The organism is Bifidobacterium oedipodis (assembly GCF_012932425.1).
Lineage (GTDB): Bacteria > Actinomycetota > Actinomycetes > Actinomycetales > Bifidobacteriaceae > Bifidobacterium > Bifidobacterium oedipodis.
Map to the genome: position 1 here is coordinate 197,642 of NZ_JAAIII010000003.1, position 25,294 is coordinate 222,935.

23 protein-coding genes and 2 tRNA genes are annotated in these 25,294 nt (G+C 58.3%); 5 read left to right on the top strand and 20 right to left on the bottom strand.

Annotated features, from left to right (window positions below):
* Positions 1–31 precede the first annotated feature (31 nt).
* From G1C95_RS05950 to G1C95_RS06020, 15 genes are all read right to left on the bottom strand, one after another.
* Positions 32–931 (bottom strand): serine hydrolase, encoded by a 900-nt coding sequence (locus G1C95_RS05950; protein ID WP_169172052.1) that lies wholly within the window; start codon positions 929–931, stop codon positions 32–34.
* A 258-nt stretch (positions 932–1,189) separates the two neighbouring features.
* The gene (gene gmk / locus G1C95_RS05955; RefSeq protein WP_169172053.1) at positions 1,190–1,795 is read right to left on the bottom strand and encodes a guanylate kinase; all 606 of its coding nucleotides are present in this window, start codon (positions 1,793–1,795) and stop codon (positions 1,190–1,192) included.
* On the bottom strand, positions 1,788–2,711 hold the full coding sequence (pyrF, locus tag G1C95_RS05960; protein ID WP_169172054.1) for an orotidine-5'-phosphate decarboxylase: 924 nt from the start codon (positions 2,709–2,711) through the stop codon (positions 1,788–1,790). Before pyrF ends, gmk begins: the two co-directional genes overlap by 8 nt.
* The gene (carB, locus tag G1C95_RS05965) at positions 2,711–6,094 is read right to left on the bottom strand and encodes a carbamoyl-phosphate synthase large subunit (protein WP_169172055.1); all 3,384 of its coding nucleotides are present in this window, start codon (positions 6,092–6,094) and stop codon (positions 2,711–2,713) included. The genes pyrF and carB overlap by 1 nt, the downstream gene beginning before the upstream one ends.
* Before the next feature lie 3 nt (positions 6,095–6,097).
* Complete coding sequence (gene carA, locus G1C95_RS05970) at positions 6,098–7,312, bottom strand: glutamine-hydrolyzing carbamoyl-phosphate synthase small subunit (RefSeq protein WP_417852260.1); 1,215 nt, start codon at positions 7,310–7,312, stop codon at positions 6,098–6,100.
* A 128-nt stretch (positions 7,313–7,440) separates the two neighbouring features.
* Positions 7,441–7,932, bottom strand: coding sequence for a transcription antitermination factor NusB (nusB, locus tag G1C95_RS05975; protein WP_169172057.1), 492 nt, complete (start codon positions 7,930–7,932; stop codon positions 7,441–7,443).
* An 80-nt stretch (positions 7,933–8,012) separates the two neighbouring features.
* Positions 8,013–8,576 (bottom strand): elongation factor P, encoded by a 564-nt coding sequence (efp, locus tag G1C95_RS05980; protein WP_169172058.1) that lies wholly within the window; start codon positions 8,574–8,576, stop codon positions 8,013–8,015.
* A gap of 74 nt (positions 8,577–8,650) precedes the next feature.
* On the bottom strand, positions 8,651–9,100 hold the full coding sequence (locus G1C95_RS05985) for a putative toxin-antitoxin system toxin component, PIN family (protein ID WP_169172059.1): 450 nt from the start codon (positions 9,098–9,100) through the stop codon (positions 8,651–8,653).
* Positions 9,101–9,105: 5 nt separating this feature from the next.
* Positions 9,106–9,675, bottom strand: a complete 570-nt coding sequence (locus G1C95_RS05990) for a helix-turn-helix domain-containing protein (protein WP_169172060.1) — start codon at positions 9,673–9,675, stop codon at positions 9,106–9,108.
* Between the two features lie 183 nt (positions 9,676–9,858).
* Positions 9,859–11,058, bottom strand: coding sequence for an elongation factor Tu (gene tuf / locus G1C95_RS05995; RefSeq protein WP_169172061.1), 1,200 nt, complete (start codon positions 11,056–11,058; stop codon positions 9,859–9,861).
* 173 nt (positions 11,059–11,231) lie between these two features.
* Positions 11,232–13,358: an elongation factor G gene (gene fusA, locus G1C95_RS06000; protein ID WP_169172062.1), complete on the bottom strand. Its 2,127-nt coding sequence runs from the start codon at positions 13,356–13,358 to the stop codon at positions 11,232–11,234.
* Between the two features lie 44 nt (positions 13,359–13,402).
* Entirely contained in the window at positions 13,403–13,873 is a 471-nt protein-coding gene (rpsG, locus tag G1C95_RS06005) for a 30S ribosomal protein S7 (protein WP_169172063.1), read from the bottom strand.
* Positions 13,874–13,878: 5 nt separating this feature from the next.
* Positions 13,879–14,250, bottom strand: a complete 372-nt coding sequence (rpsL, locus tag G1C95_RS06010) for a 30S ribosomal protein S12 (RefSeq protein WP_003813881.1) — start codon at positions 14,248–14,250, stop codon at positions 13,879–13,881.
* 344 nt (positions 14,251–14,594) lie between these two features.
* Positions 14,595–14,670: transfer RNA gene (locus G1C95_RS06015), tRNA-His, on the bottom strand.
* Between the two features lie 330 nt (positions 14,671–15,000).
* The gene (locus G1C95_RS06020) at positions 15,001–17,826 is read right to left on the bottom strand and encodes an ABC transporter ATP-binding protein/permease (protein WP_169172064.1); all 2,826 of its coding nucleotides are present in this window, start codon (positions 17,824–17,826) and stop codon (positions 15,001–15,003) included.
* Between the two features lie 270 nt (positions 17,827–18,096).
* On the opposite strand from G1C95_RS06020, the gene G1C95_RS06025 reads away from it, so the two are divergent.
* Positions 18,097–18,342 carry a DUF6364 family protein gene (locus G1C95_RS06025; protein ID WP_169172065.1) on the top strand — a complete coding sequence of 82 codons (246 nt, stop codon included), beginning with the start codon at positions 18,097–18,099 and terminating at the stop codon, positions 18,340–18,342.
* Positions 18,339–18,749 (top strand): PIN domain-containing protein, encoded by a 411-nt coding sequence (locus tag G1C95_RS06030; RefSeq protein ID WP_169172066.1) that lies wholly within the window; start codon positions 18,339–18,341, stop codon positions 18,747–18,749. Before G1C95_RS06025 ends, G1C95_RS06030 begins: the two co-directional genes overlap by 4 nt.
* Before the next feature lie 43 nt (positions 18,750–18,792).
* Here G1C95_RS06030 and G1C95_RS12630 read toward each other — a convergent pair whose 3' ends face one another.
* Complete coding sequence (locus G1C95_RS12630; protein ID WP_277348185.1) at positions 18,793–18,915, bottom strand: hypothetical protein; 123 nt, start codon at positions 18,913–18,915, stop codon at positions 18,793–18,795.
* Positions 18,916–18,977: 62 nt separating this feature from the next.
* Positions 18,978–19,050: transfer RNA gene (locus G1C95_RS06035), tRNA-Arg, on the bottom strand.
* 205 nt (positions 19,051–19,255) lie between these two features.
* Between G1C95_RS06035 and G1C95_RS06040 the strand changes: the two genes are divergently transcribed.
* Positions 19,256–20,374, top strand: coding sequence for an endonuclease/exonuclease/phosphatase family protein (locus G1C95_RS06040; protein ID WP_169172067.1), 1,119 nt, complete (start codon positions 19,256–19,258; stop codon positions 20,372–20,374).
* Between the two features lie 22 nt (positions 20,375–20,396).
* Here G1C95_RS06040 and G1C95_RS06045 read toward each other — a convergent pair whose 3' ends face one another.
* On the bottom strand, positions 20,397–21,365 hold the full coding sequence (locus G1C95_RS06045; protein ID WP_169172068.1) for a Ppx/GppA phosphatase family protein: 969 nt from the start codon (positions 21,363–21,365) through the stop codon (positions 20,397–20,399).
* A gap of 215 nt (positions 21,366–21,580) precedes the next feature.
* A complete protein-coding gene (locus tag G1C95_RS06050; RefSeq protein WP_169172215.1) occupies positions 21,581–22,756 on the bottom strand; it encodes an aminotransferase class I/II-fold pyridoxal phosphate-dependent enzyme in 1,176 nt (391 codons plus the stop codon).
* A gap of 257 nt (positions 22,757–23,013) precedes the next feature.
* Between G1C95_RS06050 and G1C95_RS06055 the strand changes: the two genes are divergently transcribed.
* On the top strand, positions 23,014–24,072 hold the full coding sequence (locus G1C95_RS06055; RefSeq protein ID WP_169172069.1) for a Gfo/Idh/MocA family protein: 1,059 nt from the start codon (positions 23,014–23,016) through the stop codon (positions 24,070–24,072).
* A 23-nt stretch (positions 24,073–24,095) separates the two neighbouring features.
* On the opposite strand, the gene G1C95_RS06060 is transcribed toward G1C95_RS06055, so the two are convergent.
* The gene (locus G1C95_RS06060; protein ID WP_169172070.1) at positions 24,096–24,611 is read right to left on the bottom strand and encodes a very short patch repair endonuclease; all 516 of its coding nucleotides are present in this window, start codon (positions 24,609–24,611) and stop codon (positions 24,096–24,098) included.
* Positions 24,612–24,792: 181 nt separating this feature from the next.
* On the opposite strand from G1C95_RS06060, the gene G1C95_RS06065 reads away from it, so the two are divergent.
* Positions 24,793–25,272 carry a GNAT family N-acetyltransferase gene (locus G1C95_RS06065; RefSeq protein ID WP_169172071.1) on the top strand — a complete coding sequence of 160 codons (480 nt, stop codon included), beginning with the start codon at positions 24,793–24,795 and terminating at the stop codon, positions 25,270–25,272.
* Positions 25,273–25,294 lie beyond the last annotated feature (22 nt).

The window sequence follows — 25,294 nt, forward strand, 5'->3', positions numbered from 1 at the left end:
CACGCACAGTACCATTGATGCACTGTACAACTCACATCGCAGTGGCATGAATGTTGTCAAGCGTAGACACCAAGCCAGCCAGCAAATCGTATTCGTCGGCTGCATTGCTTAATATCGCGAGCACGTAATCGCCGGAACTAGATTGCACAATGGCACCATCATCCAACGCATACAAGCCACCCTGCCCACTGATATATCCGGCCTTGGAATGGACGGTGGCAGTGCTGCCCAACGCCTGATAAGTGACGGATCCAATCGAACCAATCATCTCATCAGCCAGCCACTGCCGGGCTTCAGGCGTAGCAGTGCTGGTATCGCCATGCTCACCCAAAAACAGGTAGCCGTACCCTTCCACCCACAGACGGGCCAAATCCTCAGCGGTGTAGTTCAGATAGATATCCTGCGTCACATCAGTGGTGACGCCAGCCTGCTTGGCCCACCAAGCAAATGCGTCGTCGCCATACGCGGTGCGCAGCTGCAGATAAGCATCATTATCAGATACCGTAAGAATCTGATTGATTAACGTGTTGTCCCATTGCGATTGCACGTCGGCTGCTGCGCTGACAGCATCCAAATCAATGGTGCCACTGGCAGCCAGCGACATGATATACGGCGCTTTCACGCTAGAAGCCGAGTACAGCACAGCATCGGCGTTGGAGGCTAGTACATTGCCGGACGCCATATCCACCAGCACGAAGCCTGCCGTATATCCGTATGATTCAATCAGACTTAATTCCTGATCCAGTGCCTGTGCTGATTGGTCGTCCAGATTGAACCCATAGGTGGCAATACGCGCGGAACCATCAACAGCACTGATGCTATGCAAGGCGTTTGTAGTGAGCGCGACCGGCTGTGGTGTGGTTTGCCGCGTTAGGTCGACGGGAGCATGCTCTGCTATGGCAGTAGCTACGTCAGACTCAGAGTCTGCCATAACTATCATCTCTATGCACGGTATATCGAATTGACGCAATAGCCAATACCAGCGCGACAACTGCCACAAGCGCAATTATGCGCACATAACGATAAGACCACACCCGATGGGGATAAAACGCAGCATGATGCATGGTTTCCTCGTGCATTTTATTAACGAACACAACAAATGACGAGTGTAGCCTCGACTCCTGTCATTGCTTGGCCATTGTCCACACCATGATTCTGCATGTCTGCTGACAGCAGCCCGAACAAGTGATTATGCGTCGATGCCGTATTCTTTGGCAATAACCTGCCACAAATCCTGGGCCGCCTGTTCAACGGTGGTGTTGACGATAGTCACATCGAATTCGTTTTCAGCAGCAAGCTCCACCTTGGCGGTTTCGAGCCTGCGCTCTTGCTGCTCTGGGGTTTCGGTGCCACGGCCGATCAGACGGCGCTTGAGCTCCTCGAAGCTAGGCGGCGCGATAAACACATAGACCACGTCAAGGCCCAGTTCGCTGGCACGTTCCTTAACACGACGTGCACCTTGCAAATCAATTTCCAGAATGGTGGGCACGCCGGCAGCCAGATGCTCTTCTACCGGCTTGATCAGGGTGCCGTAGTGTGCCATGCCATGTACCACGGCGGTTTCCAGGAACTCGCCGGCAGCTTGGCGGCGCAGGAACTCGTCTTCGGACAAGAACCAATAGGTTTCGCCATTGATTTCACCGGGGCGCGGCTGGCGGGTGGTAGCTGAAACCGACACCCACACTTCAGGATGCTTGGCACGCAGTGCGGCTTCGACGGTGCCTTTGCCCACGGCGGTGGGACCTGTCAGCACAATCAGACGGTTTTTTGCGATATGGCTAGCGTTATCAGTCATTAGTAGGAATGCTTTCGGAAGTGGCATCCATCAGAGCCTGACGCACATCAAGCGCAATGGATTCGGTGGCCTGGCTCAGTGCGGAAATATCCGGGCCGTGGGAGGCAATGAATCGCGACACCGTGACCAGCACATTGCCTCGGGTGCCCTTGAATACGGTTTTCAGATCCTTGGCTTCCGCGCCCTGCCAGCCGTAGCCCGGGGACAGAATCGGACCGGTGAATTGCGACAGGTTCATACCTGAATCGTTCATCCACTGGCCGATGGTCGCGCCGATAATCAGCCCCACAGATCCCATGCCTTCAATGCCGATATTATGCTTCTGCGCGGTGGAAGCGATGCCGTAGGCTACAGTGCGCCCCTTGTATTCGCCGTGCTGGCGGATGGCAGTCTGCAGGCTCAATCCTTCAGGGTTGGAAGTCAGGGAAGCCACGAATACGCCGCGCCCGTTGGCCAGCGCATCGTCAATCAGATTGTTCAGCGAACGCGCGCCATAATACGGCAGCAGCGTGATCGCATCGGCCAGCAGTGGCGCGCCTGGTTTGAAGTAGGCGTCTGCAATGGCCGAAATAGTGGTGGACAGTCCGCCGTGCAGACAATCCACGATGGTGATAATGCCCATTTGACGGGCAGCGTAGAGCACTCGTTCGAGCGCTTCGAATCCTTTGGATCCGTAGCGCTCGAACATCGGTGCCTGGAACTTCACCGCTGCCGCACGGCCATTGGCGGCCTGCAGCATGCACATGGCGAAGAGCTCGGCACCTTCGGCATCCACGTTATAGCCCCAGTCAGTGAGAAGCTTGCGATGCGGGTCGATACCAATACACAAAGGTCCATATTTGGCCATCGAATTGCTTAAACGCAATCCGAAATCCGACCGCTGGGCTTGCAATTCCTCACTGCTGGGTGTGCTCATCAGAACTCCTGTCGCTCCAATTCGAACAGCTGCTTCGAATGATCCTGGATGCTCATGATCTGATAATCATTATGCTTCACAGCCTCGATAGCCAGCAGTGCGGCCTGGAACTCAGTCACGGTGGTGAACTGCGGCAGATCGGCGGTGATGGCGGCTGCGCGGATGGAGTAGCCGTCGGAACGCGAGCCACGGGAGTTCGGCGTGTTGAGAATCATGTCAATCTTGCCGTCTTCGATGAGCTCGACCACATTCTTGCCCACAGAGCCTTCGGCGTGACGCACTTCCACCGGTGCCTGAGGATCGGTGTCCACGCGCGTCGAAATCTTGTCGACGATATTGGACTCGATGCCGTAGCGGCGCAGCACGGAGGCGGTGCCTTCGGTGGCCCAGATGTTGAAGCCGAGTTCGTTCAGACGCACGGCGATCAGCGGCAGGGAACGCTTGTCAGTGTCGTTCACCGAAATGAACACGTTGCCGCTGGTCGGCAGGCCACCTTCGTAGGCGGCCAGCTGGCTCTTGGCGAAGGCGTGCGGGAAGTCACGGTCGAAGCCCATGACCTCGCCGGTGGAGCGCATCTCAGGGCCGAGCAGAATGTCCACGGTTTTGCCCACAGGCGTGCGGAAACGCTTGAACGGCATCACGGATTCCTTGACGGCAACCTGCTGGCCGCGGTGCATCACGCCACCGTCGCCCTTGGGCAGCAGCAGACCGTTGGCACGCTGGTCGGCGATGGTCTCCCCCGCCATAATACGGGCGGCTGCCTTGGCCAGTGCCACGCCGGTGGCCTTGGAAGCGAACGGCACGGTACGCGAGGCACGCGGGTTGGCTTCGATCACGTACAGGGTGTTGGCCATGAAGGCATACTGCACGTTAATCAGGCCCTGCACGTGGCAGCCCTTGGCGATGGCGTAGGTGCCTTCGCGCAGGCGGCGAATCTGATCGTCGGACAGGGTCGAAGGCGGCAGGGTGCAGGCCGCGTCACCGGAGTGGACGCCGGCCTCTTCGACGTGTTCCATAATGCCGCCGATATACAGTTCCTTACCGTCAAACAGGGCGTCCACGTCGATTTCGATGGCGTCCTGCAGGAACTTGTCAATCAGCAGCGGGGAGGGCAGACGGCCGGAAACAACCGTATCAGCCTGGGCTTCGGCAAGAGCACGCTCCACATACTTGGTCAGCTGCTTGTCGTCGTAGACGATTTCCATGCCGCGGCCGCCGAGCACATAGCTCGGGCGCACCAGCACCGGGTAGCCGATGCGATGGGCGGCGTCCATGGCCTCTTCCAGGCTCAGGGCTGTGCCGTAGCGCGGCGCGTTCATTTCGGCCTTCTTCAGCACCTCGCCGAACAGCTCGCGGTTTTCGGCCAAGTCGATGGATTCCGGAGTGGTGCCCAGAATCGGCACACCGGCGGCCTTGAGGCGCGCGGCAAGCGACAGCGGCGTCTGGCCGCCAAGCTGCACGATCACGCCCTTGACGGGGCCCATCTTCTTCTCGGCCTCGTAGATTTCGAGCACGTCTTCGAAGGTAAGCGGCTCGAAATACAGGCGGTTGGAGATGTCGTAATCGGTGGAGACGGTTTCGGGGTTGCAGTTGACCATGATCGTGTCATAGTCTTTGCCGAGCTCCTGCACTGCGTGCACGCAGGTGTAGTCGAACTCGATGCCCTGACCGATGCGGTTCGGGCCGGAGCCGAGGATGATCACGGCTTCGCGCTCGCGCGGCTTCAGCTCGGTTTCGTCGGCGTAGCAGGAGTAGTAGTACGGCGTGGCCGCGTCGAATTCGGCGGCGCAGGTATCCACGGTCTTGTAGACCGGGCGAATGCCGTAGTTCCAACGCAGCTGGCGCACGGTGTTTTCGCCCTCGTCGCCAAGGTCGCGCAGATGCGCGATCTGCAGATCGGACAAGCCGGCGAGCTTCGCCTTCTTGAGCAGCTTCGGCGTCAGGTTCTCGGCTGCGCGCACTTCGGCGGCCATTTCGTTGATCAGCGTGAGTTGCTTCAGGAACCACGGGTCGATCTTGGTGGCTGCATACAACTGCTCGATGGTGGCACCGCCCCAAATGGCGCGCATGAGTTCGAGATAACGGTTCTCGGTGGGCACATGGATGGCCTTGAGCAACTCGTCCACTTCAGCGGCGGAGGGCTTGTCGCCATCCCAGTTGAAGCCCATGTGGCGCTTGTCGATGGAGCGCATGGCCTTGCCCAGCGACTCCTGGAAGTTACCGCCCAGAGCCATGGCCTCGCCCACGGACTTCATGGAGGTCGTCAGTGTCGGATCGGCACCGGGGAACTTTTCGAAGGCGAAGCGCGGCACCTTGGTGACCACGTAGTCGATGGTCGGCTCGAAGGAGGCCGGAGTGGACTGGGTGATGTCGTTGCGAATCTCGTCGAGCGTGTAGCCGAGGGCCAGCTTGGTGGCGATCTTGGCGATCGGGAAGCCGGTGGCCTTGGAAGCCAGTGCAGAGGAACGGCTTACGCGCGGGTTCATTTCGATAACGATGATGCGACCTGTGTCCGGGTGGATGGCGAACTGGATGTTGCAGCCGCCGGTGTCAACGCCCACGCCACGGATGATGGCGATGCCGATGTCACGCAGCTTCTGGTATTCGCGGTCGGTTAGGGTGAAGCAGGGGGCCACGGTGATCGAGTCGCCGGTGTGCACGCCGACCGGATCGACGTTTTCGATCGGGCAAACGACCACGACATTGTCGTTGCGATCGCGCATCAGCTCGAGCTCGAATTCCTTCCAGCCTTCGATGCCCTCTTCGATCAGCACCTCGTCGGTGGGTGAATAGTGGATGCCAGCGCCGGCGATACGGTGCAGTTCCTCTTCGTCATGGGCGATGCCGGAACCAAGGCCGCCCATGGTGAAGCTCGGGCGCACGACCAGCGGGTAGCCGAGCTCGTCGGCAATACGATCGCACTCTTCAAGCGAGTGGGCGATACGCGAGCGAGCGGATTCGGCACCGGCCTCATCCACGACCTTCTTGAACAGCTCGCGATCCTCGCCGCGGTCGATGGCTTCCAGCGAAGCGCCGATCAGCTCGACGTTGTACTTCTTGAGCACGCCGGCCTCGCCCAACGCCATGGCGGCGTTCAATGCGGTCTGGCCACCAAGGGTGGGCAGCAGCGCGTCGGGGCGTTCCTTGGCAATGATCTGTTCCAAGATCGGCGTGGCGATCGGCTCGATGTAGGTGGCGTCGGCCATCTCCGGGTCGGTCATGATGGTGGCCGGGTTGGAGTTGACGAGGATGACGCGGATGCCTTCCTCACGCAGCACGCGGCATGCCTGGGTGCCCGAATAGTCGAACTCGGCGGCCTGACCAATGACGATCGGGCCGGAGCCGATGACCATCACGGATTTGATGTCAGTGCGCTTCGGCATCTCTTACTTACCTTCCTTGCCAGTGCGGGGATTGTTCTTCATAAGTTCGCAGAAACGGTCGAACAGATAGGCGGCGTCGTGCGGGCCTGCGGCGGCCTCCGGGTGGTACTGCACGGAGAACGCGGGGATGTCCATGCACTGCAGGCCTTCGACCACATCATCGTTCAGATCGATGTGGCTGACGAACACCTTGCCGTACTTGCCGTTGTCGTAGGGTGCCTCAACAGTCTCGCCGATCGGGGCATCCACTGCGAAGCCGTGGTTGTGGGCGGTGACCTCCACCTTGCCGGTGGTCAGATCCTTGACGGGCTGGTTAATGCCGCGGTGGCCGAACTTCAGCTTGTAGGTGCCGAAGCCAAGTGCGCGTCCGAAAATCTGGTTGCCGAAGCAGATGCCGAAATACGGATAGCCGGCGTCCAGCACCTGGCGCAGCAGATCGACGATCTGGTCGGCCTCACCCGGGTCGCCCGGGCCGTTGGAGAAGAAAACGCCGTCCGGGTTAAGATCCTGAATCTCCTGGAAGGTGACGGTGGAGGGAACCACATGCACGCGGCAGCCGCGTTCGGCCATACGATGCGGAGTCATGCCCTTGATGCCAAGATCCACGGCAGCCACGGTGTACAGCGGCTCCTTGCCCTCAAATTCGCCGCACGGCTCGATGGTGTAGGTCTCCTTGGTGGACACCTCGTCGTACAGGCTCAGGCCCGCCATCTGCGGGGTGCTCTTGACCACGTCCATCAGCTGGTCGATGGTTTTCAGAGCGCCGGTTGCGGCATCGACCAGTGCATCGCCGGAGAAGATACCGGCGCGCATCACGCCGGCGGAGCGCAGGTGACGCACCAGCTTACGCGTATCGATATGGCTCAGGCCGACGATCTCGTTTTTCTTCAGATCATCGTCCAAGCTGCCCTCGGCACGCCAGTTGCTGACGTTCGGGCTGGGGTCGCGCACAATATAGCCGGCAACCCAAATGCGCGAGGATTCGGGATCCTCGCTGTTGACGCCCGTATCACCGATGTGCGGGAACGTCTGCACCACAATCTGACGGTCGTAGCTCGGATCGGTGAGCGTCTCCTGGTACCCGGTCATTGCGGTGGCAAATACGATCTCACCGGTCGTCTCGCCAAGGGCACCGTAGGGCTCCCCTACATATACCTGTCCGTCTTCCAGAACGAGAACGGCATCGTCCCGGTCATACTGCGGAATTGTCTGGCTCACCAAAACCCCTTAATTCTCGTGAAGGTATTCCTTTGTAAAGGTTAACATTGCGGGCCCGTCCGCATCAGGTGGCGCGTTGCGGTTCGACCCAAAAAAATGCCTCCCGAATGGGGAGGCAACAACAATGACTATTCGTCCGCCGGCTCGGCAGCAGCGGTTGCGGGGACGGACGGCTCAACAGCGACAGGCTCAACTGGCTTCACGTCGTCGTCGATCGGCCGCTCCTTATCCACGCAAATAGCGGAGAGCAGCCCGTGGATGAACGCAGGGCTGTCATCATCGCACAGGGTTTTAGCCAACCCCAGTGCTTCGTCGATAGCGACTTTATCGGGAATCTCCTCATTGAACAGGATTTCCCACGTGGCGATGCGCAGAATGTTACGATCCACCACGCCCATACGACGAACCTTCCAACCCGTGGAATGCTCGTTCAGGGCGGTGTCAATATCGCGCCGATGCTCGGCCACGCCACGCACGATTTCGATGGCATAGTCGGGAAGCGGAGTCTGGGCACCCGGCTCAGCGATGCGCTCATCAAGCAGGGAAAGAATATCCTGTCCCTTTTCGTCAGCTTCATACAGGGTGTTCAACGCGCGCTTGCGGGCGGTGGATCGTGCCATTCGCTTACCTGTTCCTTTACGTCGCTAGTCGCTTACAATCCGTTAGTTACGTAGATTTCTACGCGTTTGGGCGGGAATAATCAGTTCTCGCGGCCGGTGTAGGAACCGTCGGTGGTGTTGATCTTGACGCGGTCGCCCTCGTTGATGAACAGCGGCACCTGAATCTCGGCACCGGTTTCCACGGTGGCGGGCTTGGTGCCGGCGTTGGAGCGGTTGCCCTGCAGACCCGGCTCAGTGTGGGTGATGGTCAGCACCACAGAGCCCGGCAGTTCGACGGACAGCGGGGTGCCATCGTGGAAGGACACGATGCAGTCGGTGCCTTCGAGCAGGTACTTGGCCTGATCGCCCACGAGGCTCTTGGGAACCATGATCTGGTCGTAGGTGGTCATGTCCATGAACACGAAGTTGTCGCCGTCCTCGTAGGAGTACTGCAACGTGCGGTTGTCAACGGTTTCGAATTCCATCTTCATGCCGGCGTTGAAGGTCTTGTCGACGATCTTGCCCGAGAGCACGTTCTTGATGGTGGTACGCACGAAGGCAGGGCCCTTGCCCGGCTTGACGTGCTGGAACTTGATCACGGTCCACAGCTGGCCGTCGAGGTTCAGTACGGATCCGTTCTTGATGTCATTGGTAGTCTGTGCCACGGTAAGTCACCTTCATTATTCTGGCCCTTAAGGGCCGACCTGCAAAAAATGCCTTGCCAATTATGCCATATCCCCTAGAATTCATCGTCTTCAGCCGGCCCATTCCCTGATTCGCCGATTGCAGACGCGGCATCACGCATCAAAACCGTCAGCAATTGCGATGCATTCAGGCAACGTGGACGTTCCAGACCCAGCGATAGAAAATCCTTATCCCCAGTGAAGATCACATCCACATCGTACGCAATTGCGGCATTCAGAATTGGCTGATCTGCATCATCTCGTATTGCGATGACGATTTGCTTCACTGCAGGAATATGCTCATAGTGCAAACCTGCGAGGAAACGTTCAACCACATACCGTTGCGCAGGCGCCTTGTTTTCCACAATCCTCATAAGTTCATCGATGCTCTGTTGACAGAGCACAATATCAAATTGCTCGATGACGGCTTCCAAAACTTTTGAGACGATACCTTCCGGAAAGAGTATCGCCGAGAACAATACGTTGGTGTCGACGAGGATACGCATCGCACTCACCGACGTTCGTGTCTTAGTTCATCAACCAAAGCCTGCACATCTTGTTCAGATTGCACACCGATATTCTCCGCAACGCCGGCAAATGATTCTTGAACTTCGTGTAAGGCGTTAATGCTTCCAATCCGACTACGACGACACTCCGTTTGATATCGCATAACATCTTCCAGCGCCACACGGCGATGATTCGATGGCCGAGTATAGGGAATCTCCCCTTTATCCAACAACCTGATCATCGTCTGTCTCGACACTCCTAACAGTTCCGCTGCTGCCGAAGTGCTCAGCATTCTACGCTCAGGCTTAATCGATACCGCATTCCCCGAATTCAAGATCTTTGTCACTGCGGCAAATGCCTCACGTACTTCTTCTCCAAGCCTTATCTCTTCGCCGTCTTCATCAACCAACCGTAATTTGCCGCGCAACAATTCAGTGGTGATACGTTCCAATTCACTTGTGTCATTCTGATCATCTCGAGGAATGATGACCTGAGCATCACCAGCCCCTGTTTCATAGAGACGATCATCCAACTCACTGGCATCCTGTGGCATAACAATGGCGGGCATCGTCATGGCCGTCTCCTTTCAGTTCAATCTAATAACCAGAATATCAGAAAACGACCAAAACAGCCAAAACAACCAAAAGTATCAAGCAAATATCTGTCATAATACCAATTACGACGAAACCCCAGCCCGGGTGGACTGGGGTTTCGTGAACGCTATGTTCTAGCGCGTGTCAGATCTTCACTGATGAAATCAGGCGAGGATCTTGGTGACACGGCCGGAGCCGACGGTGTGGCCACCCTCGCGCACAGCGAAGGTCAGGCCTTCCTCCATAGCGATGGGCTGGATCAGCTCAACGGTGAAGGTGGCGTGATCGCCCGGCTGGATCATCTCGACGCCTTCCGGCAGCTCGATGACGCCGGTGACGTCGGTGGTGCGGAAGTAGAACTGCGGACGGTAGTTGGAGAAGAACGGCGAGTGACGGCCGCCTTCGTCCTTGGTCAGCACGTAGACTTCGCCCTCGAACTTGGTGTGCGGGGTGACGGTGCCCGGCTTGGCCAGAACCTGACCACGCTCGACGTCGGTACGGTTGATACCGCGCAGCAGCAGACCGGTGTTATCGCCAGCCTCGCAGGAGTCCATCGTCTTGTGGAAGGTCTCGATGGAGGTGACGGTGGTGTTCTGGGTCGGACGGATACCGACGATCTCGACCGGGGAGTTGACGGCCAGCTGGCCACGCTCCACACGGCCGGTCACCACGGTGCCACGGCCGGAGATGGTGAACACGTCCTCGATCGGCATCAGGAACGGCTTGTCGAGATCGTGAACCGGGGTCGGGATGTACTCGTCGACGGCGGCCATGAGCTTCTTGACCTGCTCAACCCACTTCTCGTGATCCGGGGCGTCATCGTGCAGAGCGCCGTAAGCGGACAGGTGGATGACCGGGCAGTCACGATCGAAGCCGTTCTCGTCGAGGAGGTCGCGAACCTCTTCTTCGACGAGCTCGATGAGCTCCTCATCGTCGACCATATCGCACTTGTTCAGGGCGACGAGGATCTTCGGCACACCCACCTGACGGGCGAGCAGCACGTGCTCGCGAGTCTGGGCCATCGGGCCGTCGGTGGCGGCCACAACGAGGATAGCGCCATCCATCTGGGCAGCACCGGTGATCATGTTCTTCACGAAGTCGGCGTGGCCCGGGCAGTCGACGTGAGCGTAGTGACGCGCCTCGGTCTGGTACTCGATGTGGGCGATGTTGATGGTGATACCGCGAGCGGCCTCTTCCGGAGCGGAATCGATCTGGTTGAAGTCGTACTCCGGGTTCACATCCGGGAACTCCTCGTGGAGCACCTTGGAGATGGCGGCGGTCAGGGTGGTCTTACCGTGATCGACGTGGCCGATGGTACCAATGTTAACGTGCGGCTTAGTACGCTCGTACTTTTCCTTTGCCATGTGTTGTCCTCCTGGACGTCTCGTGAGTTCCCTCGTGCCCTATCGCACGAGGCACTCGCTCTATTCTACTGGGTTTCTGGGTTATGTGCCGCATAACGCGCCAGAACCCAGTCAGCAGTACACGATGTTACCGCTGACTGAAGACTGGCGCTAGTTTATGCTTGTGGCGCGTGTCACTCGCCGCGGGCGGCCTTGATGATCTCCTCGGAGACGCTCTTCGGCACCTCATCGTAGGAATCCATCTCCATGGTGAACACGGCGCGGCCCTGGGTCTTGGAACGCAGGTCGCCGATGTAGCCGAACATCTCAGCCAGCGGGACCTTGGCATCAATCACCTTGACGCCGACGCCGTCGGTCATCGAGGTGATGTTGCCGCGGCGCTGGTTCAGATCGCCGATGACATCGCCCATGTACTCCTCCGGAGTACGAACCTCGACCTTCATAATAGGTTCGAGGATAACCGGCTTGGCCTTGGGGGCAGCTTCCTTGAAGCACATGGAGCCTGCCAGCTTGAAGGCCATTTCGGAGGAATCGACCGGGTGCATCTGGCCATCCTTGATGACGGCCTTGACGCCCACAACCGGGAAGCCGGCGAGGATACCGGATTCCATGGCTTCCTTGACACCGGCCTCGATGGGGCCGATGAATTCGCCGGAGATGTGGCCACCGGTGACAACGTTCTCGAACTCGAAGGTCTTGCCCTCGGTGGTGTCGAGCGGTTCGAAGTCCATGAGGACCTTTGCGAACTGGCCGGAACCACCGGTCTGCTTCTTGTGGGTGTAGCCCTGGTCGATGACGGCCTTGCGGATGGTCTCGCGGTAGGACACCTGCGGCTTGCCCTGGTTGCACTCCACCTTGAACTCGCGACGCATACGGTCGACAATGATGTCGAGCTGGAGCTCGCCCATGCCGGCGATCAGAGTCTGGCCGGACTCTTCGTCGGTGGTGACCTGGAAGGTCGGATCCTCTTCGGAGAGCTTGGCGAGGGCGATGCCCATCTTCTCCTGATCAGCCTTGGTCTTCGGCTCCACGGCCACCTGGATCACAGGATCCGGGAAGGTCATGGAGTTGAGGGTGATCGGGGCGTCGATGGCGCACAGGGTGTCACCGGTGGTGACGTTCTTGAGGCCCACGAAGGTGTAGATGTTGCCGGCGGAAGCCTCCTCCACCGGGTTCTCCTTGTCGGCGTGCATCTGGAAGATCTTGCCGACGCGTTCCTTCTTCTCGCGGGTGGAGTCGAGCACGGAGTCGCCGGGCTTGACAGCACCGGAGTAGACGCGCACGAACACGAGCTTGCCGTAGAACGGATGGGTGGAGATCTTGAAGACCAGAGCCGAGAACGGATCGGACTTGGTGGGCTTGCGGTCGATCTCGATGGACTCGTCCTTCGGATCGAAGCCCTGGATGGCGGGCACGTCCTCCGGGCTCGGCAGGTAGTCAACGACACCGTCGAGCATGGGCTGAACACCCTTATCCTTGAAGGCGGAACCGCAGAAGACCGGGAAGGCTTCCTTGTTGATGGTCAGCGAGCGAACGCCGGCGCGGATGTCTTCCTTGGACAGGTCGCCGTCCTCGAAGAACTTGTTCATCAGGTCGTCGTTCGCCTCGGCAGCGGCCTCAACCAGCTGCTCGTGGTATTCGTCGGCCTTGTCCTTCAGATCGTCCGGGATCTCGGTGGTGTCGTACTTGGCACCGAGCTCCTCGAGGCCGTTCCAGACATAAGCCTTCATCTCGACCAGATCGACCACGCCGGTGAAGTCGTTCTCGGAACCGATCGGCAGCTGCATAACCAGCGGCTTGGCGCCGAGCTTCTCCTTGATGGTGTCGACGGAGTAGTAGAAGTTCGCGCCGAGCTTATCCATCTTGTTGATGAAGCAGATACGCGGAACACCGTACTTATCGGCCTGACGCCACACGGTTTCGGACTGCGGCTCCACGCCTTCCTTGCCGTCGAACACGGCAACGGCACCATCGAGCACGCGCAGGGAGCGCTCCACCTCGGCCGTGAAGTCCACGTGGCCAGGGGTATCGATGATGTTGATCTGGAACTTGTCCTTGGTGTCGTGAGACTGACGGCTCCAGAAGCAGGTGGTGGCGGCGGACTGGATCGTGATACCACGCTCCTGCTCCTGCGCCATGAAGTCCATGGTGGAAGCGCCGTCGTGGGTTTCGCCGATCTTGTAGTTCTTACCGGTGTAGAACAGGATGCGCTCGGTGGTGGTGGTCTTGCCGGCATCGATGTGGGCCATGATGCCGATATTGCGGACGTGGTGAAGGTCCTTAAGCACCTCTTCAGCCATTGTTAATCCTTAACTCTAAGTTGAGCTTGCTTGGCTACTTCAGACTACCAGCGGTAGTGGGCGAAGGCCTTGTTAGCCTCGGCCATCTTGTGGGTGTCCTCACGACGCTTCACGGAAGCGCCCAGGCCGTTGGAGGCATCGAGGATCTCGTTGGCCAGACGCTCGGCCATGGTCTTCTCGCGACGAGCGCGGGAGAAGTCGGTCAGCCAGCGCAGGGACAGGGTGTTGGCGCGGTTCGGCTTGACCTCGACCGGCACCTGGTAGGTAGCGCCACCGACGCGGCGGGAACGCACCTCAAGGGACGGACGGATGTTGTCCAGAGCGCGCTTGAGAACGGCCACCGGCTCCTGGTCGGACTTTTCCTTGACCATATCGAGCGCGGAGTAGACGATGTCCTCAGCGATCGACTTCTTGCCGTCGAGGAGGATCTTGTTGATCAGCTGCGCCACCACGGTGGAACCGTAGATCGGATCGGGCAGCACGACGTGCTTCTTGGCAGGTCCTTTACGTGACATATCTCTTACTTCGCCTTCTTTGCTCCGTACAGGGAACGACCCTGCTTACGATCCTTAACACCCTGGGTATCGAGCGCGCCACGCACGATGTGGTAACGCACACCCGGCAGATCCTTGACACGGCCGCCGCGCACGAGCACGATGGAGTGCTCCTGCAGGTTGTGGCCCTCGCCCGGAATGTAGGCGGTGACTTCGATGCCCGAGCTCAGGCGCACACGAGCGACCTTACGCAGAGCCGAGTTCGGCTTCTTCGGGGTGGTGGTGTAGACACGGGTGCACACGCCGCGGCGCAGCGGGCTGCCCTTCAGGGCCAAAGTCTTGGACTTCTTCGGCTTTGCCTGACGTCCCTTGCGGACGAGCTGTTCAATAGTAGGCAACTTGAATTCTCCGATTCAGTGGTTTCTCTTAGCTTTGTGTGACCGCCGCACTGCGCCCACACTTTCCCAGCCTGTCGTTCACGCAGGTTGCCCCACGCTCCGACGAATCGGAAAAGATAGCCACAGTCCACCGGCCCGATGGCCCGTTATTCTCACGCCTGCACATTACTGCGCCGCGATCATACGAATCCCGGGATATCCCAACCCGCACGCCTGTTACATAAGGCATGCCGTTGGCACACACAAATGTCTATATTACCGTCTCGCCGGACAACGACTCGCCGGGCCGCCGAAGCATCCATGCTTGGAAACAAGAAAACCCTCCCACATGGGGAGGGTTTTGATGGGGTGGCCAACGCGGCTCGAACGCGCGACCTTCTGAACCACAATCAGATGCTCTACCAACTGAGCTATGGCCACCATAGTTGCATGTCTTCAGTGAACTGAATTCGCACAACAGAGGAATACTATACACCTCATTTCAACAAAGTCCAGTTCGGAGTGTCGCGCATTATTCTGCTATACTTAAAAGTGCCGAAGGAGGCAAGGCAGTACGGCGAAGAAGCCGGTAATCCCCATCGGCAACAGATAACACAACAGGCAACAACGTAGGTGAACAGACAAGAGAAGATAGTGGCGTAATGTGAACCTCCTTCCCCCATAGCGGTGGCCCCGGGTGACATAGTCTCCCCGGGGCCACCTGCTGTCTGCAGCCATGTCGGCTTACTCGCGGTTTACTCGCCGCTCGGCTTATTCGGTGCGCAACGCTGTAGCCGGATCCTGCTTGGCGGCACCACGCGAAGGAATCAGACCGCCAATCAGCGTCAGGATCACGCTGAGAATCACCAGAACGGCTGCGCTGCCCCATGGCAGGAAGGCATTAACCTCATTGGTTTCCATGAAATGGTGCAGCACCGCATTAATCGGGAAGTTCAGCCCGATGGTGATGCCCACACCCAGAACGCCCGACAGCAGGCCGATAATGCCGGTTTCTGCATTGAACACGTTGGATACGTTGCGCTTGGAGGCACCCATGGCGCGCAGAATACCGATTTCCTTGGTGCGCTCCAGCACGGAAATGTAGGTGATGATGCCGATCATAATCGACGAAACAACCAGCGAGACGGCCACGAAAGCGATCAGTACGTAGGTGATCACGTTGATAATCGTGGTCACCGAGCTCATCATCAAGCCGACGTAATCGGTGTAGGTGATGGTGTCCTTCTTGCTGGCGGTGGCGTTGTAGTCGGCGATGGCGTCGGCGATATGATCCTTGTCTTCGAAGGAATCAACGTAGATGTTGATCGAGTTCGGCGCATCACGACTCACCACGCCGAAGGCGGAAAGGTTGTCGTTGTAAGTGCCGGTGGATACGTACTGGTTGTAGATGGCCACCAAAGTCGCCTCGTCAGCGGTGGCGATATACGCGTCGAATTGGTCGGCCAACTGCTGTTCGCTCATCTGCGCCATCATCGCGGCCTGATTGGCCGCATCTCCTTGCGCCGTATCCGTACCGGTCTGGGCGGCGGCAGATGCGCTCATTAGCGACTTGGCCATCTGCGACTTCTGCGTAACTCCTAAAGAAGCCACGTATTCCTTGGCATCAGCGGCCTTGGTGGCATCGTCGGACGGCGAGAAGGCCATACCGTTGAGCACATTGTGAGTTTCGTCGGCCTTCTGGTCGGCCACGATGGCGCTGGCATCGGTGTGATCGATCAGCTCGTCGGTCAAGGCTCGCGTGTAACCCACGCCGGAGGCCAACGGCGTGGCATCAGCATCAGCATGCGGCTTGACCACACCCACGATCTTCAGCTTGATGGCCTTGTCAGAGTTCACCAAATCGGCGACCTGATCAGCATCGTCACCTACGTAGGTCCAGTGGCCATCATCGCCCTTCACATACTGGTCGGATGCGGGAATCAGGCTCAGCTGCTGATTCAAAGCCTTGGAATAATCGATTGCTTTGGTGTTGGTGTCCACATCGTCGCCGGCATCCAGCGCATTCATCATTTCGTGGTATTCGCTCGCGGGCTTCAATCCCAGCTCATACAACGTAGTGATGGGCATCGCGTTATTGGAGTCAAGTACCAGCACCACTTCATCGCTGGACTTAGGCCATGTGCCGTTGACCACTTCATAGTTGTCGGTAACAACCTTGCTAATGGTTTTGCCGTCGGCGTCGGGCATGATTTCATGGAAGGAGCTGGGCGCGGCATTCTGATCGGTTTCGCCGGTGAGCATGCTCATACGCGTGGAAGTGAAGGTGGAGGTGTCGGTGGACATCAGCGAGCCGCTGGCCATCTGCGAGGCCATCGACTGGCTGGACGAGCCGGACGAACCGACTGTCACGCCGTCGGCGCTTACCAAAGTGCCGTCCGAATCGTGCGTATACACGGAGAACTTCGTGTCATACGAATACTGGATGCCCGCGGAACCAACATATTCATGAATCGGACTGGACTTCTTATCCAAATATTTCTTGAACGCGCTCAGGTTATTCTCAGTGATCGAACTGGTCATGGTGGACGCGTCTTTAACGGCGGAATCATCCGCATAAATCGCTTTGGAATCATGCTTTTCACCGCGCGACTCGGAGGCCTCCTGACCGGCGGACATCAGCGAGCTTAAATCAAAGGTTTTCGCATCGATGGTGATCGGGTAGGCAGTCATGGTGTCGCGCTGTATCGAATCGATATATTCGTTCACGCCCGCCGAAACGGACATAATCAGTGCGATGCCGATGATACCGATGGATCCAGCGAATGCCGTGAGGAAGGTACGCCCCTTCTTGGTTTTCAGATTGTTGAAACTTAGCGCCAGCGATGTGGCCAGCGACATTGAGGCGCGGCCCATGGTTTTATGCACCGGCTTGCTGTGGGCGTCGTCGGCCGACTGCGGATCGAAAGGATCGGAGTCGGAACGAATCACACCGTCTTTGAGCTCCACGATACGAGTGGCATATTCGCGCGCCAACTCGGGGTTGTGCGTCACCATCACCACCAGGCGATTCTTGGCCACTTCCTTGAGCAGGTCCATGATCTGCACCGAGGTGTCGGAGTCAAGCGCGCCGGTCGGCTCGTCGGCCAACACGATGTCGGGATCGTTAACCAGCGCACGGGCAATGGCCACACGCTGCATCTGGCCGCCGGATAGCTGGTTTGGCTTCTTGTTGATATGCTCGCCGAGCCCCACCTGCTTCAGTGCCTTGCGGGCGCGCTGACGGCGTTCGGAACGCGATATACCGGAAATGGTCAGTGCCAGCTCCACGTTGGAGAGGATGGTTTGGTGGGGAATCAGGTTGTAGCTTTGGAACACGAACCCGATGGTGTGGTTGCGGTAGGAATCCCAGTCGCGATCCTTGTATTGCTTGGTGGAGATGCCGTTGATCACCAAATCGCCGGAATCGTAGCGGTCGAGACCGCCGATGATGTTCAGCAGCGTGGTTTTTCCGGAGCCGGAAGGGCCGAGGATAGCGACAAACTCGCTGTCCCTAAGGCTCAGGCTTACATCGTTCAACGCCTGTTGGACGAAATCACCGGTTTTGTATTGCTTGGAGATGTTCTGAATGTGCAGCAAGCTGACTCTTTCCTCGAAAATTCGCGGTCGGACGCGCCACCGAACGTGGGCAAGCCGAAATCGAGAACATTATAAGCGACACACGTAGAACCCAAACCAAAGTCCGCTATGCGCTGAGAGCCACCGAAGCCAAAAGTAAATAGTCTTACAGGAAGCAAAGTGTGGACTGGCGTTGGCAAAGCACACGATGAATGAGGAATGCACGCGTTGCCAAAACGTACGTTATACGTATATAATTAAAAAAACATACGTATAATATGGAGGTGCGCGATGGCAGATAATCAGAAACTGACCCTAAGTGTGGATAAGGATTCCATCGCGAACGGCAAACGCTACGCGAAGGAGACAGGACGCAGCCTTTCTGCGATAGTGGAGGATTATCTTGCCGCACTCCCCGCCACCGGCGGCACAGACGACGAACGTCCACTCCCCTCAAACGTCAGGCGACTGATTGGTATCGCAGCGGGTACCGACGAAAACGACTACCGCCGACATCTGGAGGCCAAATACGCATGAGGCTCGTCATCGACACCAATGTATTTCTTGATGTAATTCTCGACCGACCCAGCTGCGATGCCGCGGCAAGAGTGCTCGCCTTAAGCGAGCAGAAGGATTGTGAGCTACTGATGCCCGCTCATGCGGCTGCCACCATTGCGTATATCGTGGAAAAGAATAGAGACCGCTCCACCGCCGCACAAGCATTGTCGCTGTGTCTGGGCATCGCCCGCGTCGCTCCCCTAGACGAATCAGCCATTCTCAGAGGGCTTTCCCTCGGATTTCGCGACGTCGAAGACTCGTTCGTGGCGGCCATAGCTATTCGCGAACAGGCGGACTTCATCGTCACCGGCAACGTCAAGAACTTCGTCGGCTTCCTCGCGCCCGCGATAACCGCCGCCGAGCTTATAGCCAGATTTGACGCGTAAACAACACATTCATCAAATAAACGATTTGTTCCTGACAAGCAGGTCACTCAAAATCCGGCTCGAAGCCGTCATCAATGGGTCGGTAACCCTCACCGAACACATCGGTGATGCTCAGCAGGATCTCATCATCGTTTTTCGCGCATTCCTCGGCTTCTAAGTAAGGCATGAAATCCTCCTGCGCTCATATCCGGCACTTTGTCGTGCTGGATGGCTGTATGAGAGTGAAAGTGCCCCAGATAGGAATCGAACCTACGACACCATCTTTAGGAGAGATGTGCTCTATCCACTGAGCTACTGGGGCAACGTCGAACCATTGTACACGTCACCCCGCCAAGAGAGTGCAGTTCGTGCCGGTTTGGTGTGGAACCGCTCTCCGACGGCGAAATACCAGCGTGCGCACAGCAGTCACACGATACAGTGGCAGCGCAATAGCACACGCAAGCAAGCTAGACCAAAACCAGATCACAACAAGACCAGCACAGAAAAAGCACGGGGGATGCACGATTATGGCTAAGGCACGAAGCACATCCAGAGGCAAGAGCGCTACAGCGCGATCAACGGCTGGTGCAACGCCTCGCCCGGCAAACAAGCGTTCGACGGTCAAGCCCGTACCTGCGCCCCGCCGCAGACGCCACCGTTTTCTCGGCGTGCTCGCAGCCTTGTTCGCGCTGCTGGCGTTAGTTGGCACCGCGGCCCGCGCGCTGCCGGGCGACTTGCAGGAGCTCCCCTATGTTCCCGTTGTCGTATCAGCCACGCCATGGTTCATATTGCTGGCACTGGTCGCGTTGCTGTTGGCGATTCTTTCGCGCCGCGTGCTGGTGGCGCTGCTCGCCGTCGCCACCATCGGTCTGAACGGCTACTGGCAGTATCCGTTCTTCTATCAGACCGGCAAGGCCCTGCCCCAAGCCGCGCTGAATGCGATGGCTTCTTCCGAAGCCGACACAACTGACGCCTATGCACGCGTAATGACGCTGAACGTATACAAAGGTCAGGCCGACCCGCAGGCAGTGGTGGATCTGGTGCGCGACCAGCGCGTCGAAGTGCTGGCGCTGCAAGAAACCAGCGAAGATTTTGTGCAACGACTGAACGACGCCGGCATTGAAAGCTATCTGCCGTACTCGCATGTCGCCTCGTCGGACGGCGTGTTTGGCAATGGTATTTGGTCCGCCACTCCCCTGGCTGATCCGGCCGATGACGATGTGAATTCTAGTGCTTCGTTTATGCCCGGCGGCACCGTTGATATGGGTGGTAATCAGATTCGCTTCGTGTCCGTGCATACTACTGCGCCGGTGGCGGGCTATTGGAGGCAGTGGAAGCGATCAATCGACGAACTTGGGTTGATGCGCCAGCACACTGACACCCGCTACATTTTTATGGGCGATTTCAACGCCACCTATGATCACACGCCGTTCCGTGACTTTCTGGGCGACCGGTTCGTCGATGCCACACGCGCTTCGGCGCATGGTTTCACGTTCTCCTGGCCCACAAACCGCACCGGAGTGCCGATGTTCGCTGATATTGACCACGTGGTACTCGACCGGGGCATGACGGCCGGCCAGTGCAAGATAGTTAAGGTAGCCGGTTCGGATCACGCAGCCTTGCTGATCACCGTGGCCGTGCAATAACGACCACGGTGCGCTAGAATCCCTAGAACCCCAAGCGTGTGCGACCGAACTGGTCCAGCCAGCGCAGAATCGCACCCTCACGCAACGCCCACGGGCAGATTTCGACCTCTTGAATGTTCAGAGCCTTCATAATCTCATCGGCCACAATGCCGCCGCCCACAATCTGCAGGGTGCGTTCGGGGGTGATGCCCGGCAATGCCACGCGCTGCTCAGGTTCGATGGCCGCAAGACGCGGAATCCAATCCTCCAACTGCTCCCGGGTCATGATCAACGTATCTTCACGCCCCGGCTGGCGCAGCACAGCACCGCACAAACGGGCCAGCGAACGGAAGGTTTTGGAAGTGCCGACCGCATGATTCGGGTGCTTGGAGACCGGAAATACCTTGATCATCGGCTCCAGAATCTTGCGCACCTGCTTGCGCACGTCCTCAAGTTCTTCGGGGGTAGCGGTGCCCGTGGGCAGGAATTCGGTGGTGATTCGTCCGGCACCGGCCGGTGCAGAAAGCGCCACAGTCGGCTCCTCATCGGAACCCATCGCGACTTCCAAGGAGCCGCCGCCGATATCCAGCACCAGCAAGCGCCCGGCATCCCAGCCGTACCAACGGCGTGCGGCAAGGAAGGTTAGCCTTGCCTCGTCAGTGCCCGACAGCACGGTGACGCCCTGACCGATGCGCTCTTCGATGCGGTGAATCACCTTGTTACCGTTCGGCGCTTCGCGCAGTGCGGAGGTGGCCATCACCAACAGCTGGGTAATTTCATAATCCTCGGCCAGTTTCATGCATTCGTCCACGGCTTCGAGAATTGCCTCAATGCCGGCTTTTTTGATGGAACCGTCATCCTTGAGGTATTTCATCAACCGAACGGTGGTTTTGGTGCTGGCCTCAGGCTCAGGGCGAGCGCCGGGAGCGGCGTCGACGATAAGCATGTGGATGGTGTTGGAACCGATATCGAGCACGCCGAGACGCGTGGTGTGCGAGCGCAGATTGACCATGGTTCGACCATAGCACTTCGGCCCGCACACCATCGGATGGGCTCCCACATGCTGTTCACATACTGTTCGCGGGAACAAAGCAAGACCTACCAAGTGGGCGGGTGATCACCGATGCGAATCATCAATAAGACTCACTGTTGGGCCTGCCGCTGAGCATATAACCCGCCTACCTGATTGTGCCAAACACACAGCAGGCACGGTAAACGCAGCAACTACTAACGCAGCGACTGCATGAACCGGCCTAGCCGCTCCAATCCTTCAGCCAACGCTTCGCGGGAGGCCGCATAGCTCAGTCGCACGTGGGTGTCGGCGGTAGCCTGGCCGAAGTCACGGCCGGGCGTCAACGCCACGTGCGCTTCATCCAGCGCGCGTTCGCAGAAGGTCCATGCGTCCAAACCGGTGCTCGCAATATTGAAATACGCGTAGAACGCACCGTTCGGTTCGACTTCCACAGGCAAGCCAATGCGCTTCAGCCCATCGAGCACAATGCGGCGGCGGGCGAGCAGTTCCTGACGACGAGCCTCGCATTCGGCCAAGCTTTCGGGCGTGAAGCAGGCGAGCGCCGCGTGCTGAGTGGGCGTGTGCGCGCACAGATAGTAGTTGGTGGCCAGATCGTCCACGGCTTCGAGCACCGCCAGATCGTCGGGCAGTACGGCCCAGCCGAGCCTCCAGCCAGTCATGCCGAAGAACTTGGAGAAGCTGTTGCACACGATGGCACCAGGATCGCAGGCCAGTACGGATTGCACTTCGCCGTCGCCGGCTTCGTGGTCGGCCAGATCAAGGTAGGTTTCGTCTACGATGCGCCATGCGCCGCGCTCGGCGGCCAGCGTGCACACCTGGTTCAGCACGTCGAAGTCTATGGTGGTGCCGGTGGGGTTCGAAGGCGAGGTGATCATCACGGCCTTGGTGCGTTCGGTCCAATATTGTTCGCACAGTTCGGCGGTCAGATGGAATCGGGTGGCAGCCGAAGTGGGCACGTCCACCACGTTACCTTCGAAGGAACGTACGAGTTCCCTATTGCACGGGTAGGAGGGGTCTGCCACGATAACGTCGTCGCCCGGATCCACCATCAGAGCGGTGGCCAGCAGCAGTGCGGCGGAGCCTCCCGCAGTCACACAGATGCGCTTGGGATCGATATCGAGCCCGTGGCGTTCGCGATAGAAGTCGGCGATGGCCTGACGTAGTTCGGGCAGTCCCATGGCTGCAGTGTAGGGCAGAGCACGGCCGTCGTATTGTTCGCGCATGGCGTCGCGCACGGCCGGCGGCGCGCCGAAGTCCGGTTCACCAAGGCTGAGTTTGACGACGTTGATACCGTTGGCGATCATTGTGTCGGCTTTTTCGCCGAATACCATCGCACGGAAGGGATTGATTTCGCGGGCCCTGCGGGCCATCACCGGAGCGTTTGCCATATCACGGTTCTATCCGTTTGTTGGGACAAGGGCTCCGGCAACCCGCCACAACCAAGAGCGCATCGAAGGCTGCCGCCCCTCTTGGCACCCGCACGAGGCGCTGATGACTGACGCTGGCTTATAATCACCAGTAGGTTAGTCGGTCGAACAAATCCCGGCCGACCTGTTGCAGTACTGTTGCAATTCTGTCGCAGCACTAGCTGTGTTGCAACAGAATCAAAGGTTCAAGGAGGATACCTATGGGCAGACTTAACGGCGCACGCGCCACATTTGAAGCCAGCGGCGACAAGGTTAACGTCGCTATTCTCGGTGCCGGGCGCATCGCCCATACCATGGCGGACACGCTGGTTAAGATGGCAGCTTCGTCTGACTATGGCACGCTGATTCACCCGTATGCGGTGGCCGCCCGTGACCTGGATCGCGCCGAAGCGTTCGCCGGCCAGTGGGGGTTTGACAAAGCTTACGGCTCTTACGAGGAGCTGGTGGCCGACCCGAACGTGGATTTGGTGTATATCGCCACGCCGCATTCCCTGCACGCCGAGCAAGCGATTCTGTGTATGCAGGCCGGCAAGAATGTGCTGGTGGAGAAGTCGTTCACTGCGAACGCCGCGCAGGCCCGCGAGGCTTTGGATGTTGCCAAGCAGACCGGTATGCTGTGCGCCGAGGCGATTTGGACACGCTATATGCCCAGCCGTCAGATGATTAACGACATCATCGCTTCCGGTGAGATTGGTGAGGTGAAGGCTGCGAGCGCCAACCTGTGCTATCCGGTGGCCGATAAGGCGCGTATGACCGATCCGGCTTGTGCGGGCGGCGCGCTGTTGGATGTGGGCGTGTATCCGTTGAACTTCTTGGATATGGCAATCGGCGCCGATCATGGGCGCGTGATCGACCGTATCGATACGTCGATGACACCTTGGCCCGCCACTGGTGTGGATGCGCAGAACTCAACCACGCTGTATTACACGGACGGCACGATGGCCACGGCCACAAGCTCGATGCTCGTGGCTTCCGATCGCAATGGCACCGTGTGGGGAAACAAGGGGTATTTGGTGGTTACCAATATCAACAATCCCTCGCGCATCGACGTGTATGGCAACGATCATGAGATCAAGCGCAGCATCAACGTGCCGACTCAGCTCACCGGCTACGAGTATGAGGTGGCCGACGCCGCCAATGCGCTGCTCGACGGTCAGATCGAATGTGCAGCCATGCCGCACGCGGATACACTGCGCATTATGGAACTTATGGATAGCCTGCGCGAACGCTGGGACCTCAAATATCCTTTCGAAAGCTGACCAAACCGACAGAATCAGTGGACTCAGCGCTCAGCAGAACCAGCGGAACCAATGAAACTGTCAGAACTGGCCGATTCAGCGGATTTATCAAGTTCGGCAAAGCCTTCGTGACCCGCAGAACTGACGGAACCAGCAGAACCAGTGCTACCAGCACCATCCGTCCCACCGACAATCTGATCGTATAGCCGCGCGAGTCGTTCGTCTCGCGCGGCTTTCGTCAATTCGCACTCCCAGACAACAATCACCCGCCAACCGTCGGCTTCCAGCGCCGCATGCTGGGCAAGGTCGCGCTCATGGTTGCGCATAAGCTTTGCCGTCCAAAATTCCACGTTCGATTTGGGCATCGAATGCTTATTGCAACCTTCGTGCATATGCCAGAAGCATCCGTTGACGAACACGATGGTGTGATATTTGGGCAGCACCACATCCGGATGCCCAGGGTAGCGTTTGTCGTTCTTGCGAAATCTCAGGCCGCGGCGAAACAGGTAGCTGCGCACCAGCACTTCGATACTGGTATTGGTGCCGCGAATATGCGACATAGTGTACGAGCGCGTGCCCCGCTCATACTTTTCCGGTGCTGTATGCCGCACGCGTGTCGTATGCGTCGTACGTTTCGTATGCTTTGTATGCGTTGCACGCTTCGTTTGTTTCGCTGTATCCGCCACGCCACACGAGTGTATCGCACACGGCGAAGGCGCGGCCGCCGCTACACTACCAACTATGAGCGAACTGACGATACGACGGGCCACGACGGCCGATATTCCTGCAATCGACGCACTGCTGCGTCAGGTACTTGAAGTGCATCACGCCGGCAGGCCCGACCTGTTCAAGGGCGGTGCCAAGAAATACACCGACGAACAATTGCAAGGGATTCTGGACGATGATCGCACGCCGGTATTCGTAGCGCACGAACCTGACGGCCCGGTGTTGGGCTACGCATTCTGTATCTTCCAGCAGCATCCAAACGATAATATTCTGACCGATATCACCACCCTGTATATCGACGACCTGTGCGTGGACGAGTCCTCGCGCGGCAAGCATGTGGGTTCCGCACTATATCGCCATGTGCTGGATTTCGCGCGCGAATCCGGCTGCTACAACGTGACGCTTAACGTGTGGTCCTGCAACCCGACGGCTCAGGCTTTCTACGAACGCATGGGCCTGACCCCCTACCGCATCGGTATGGAGCAGATTCTGTAGCTGGCTCCTCGCGACAATAACC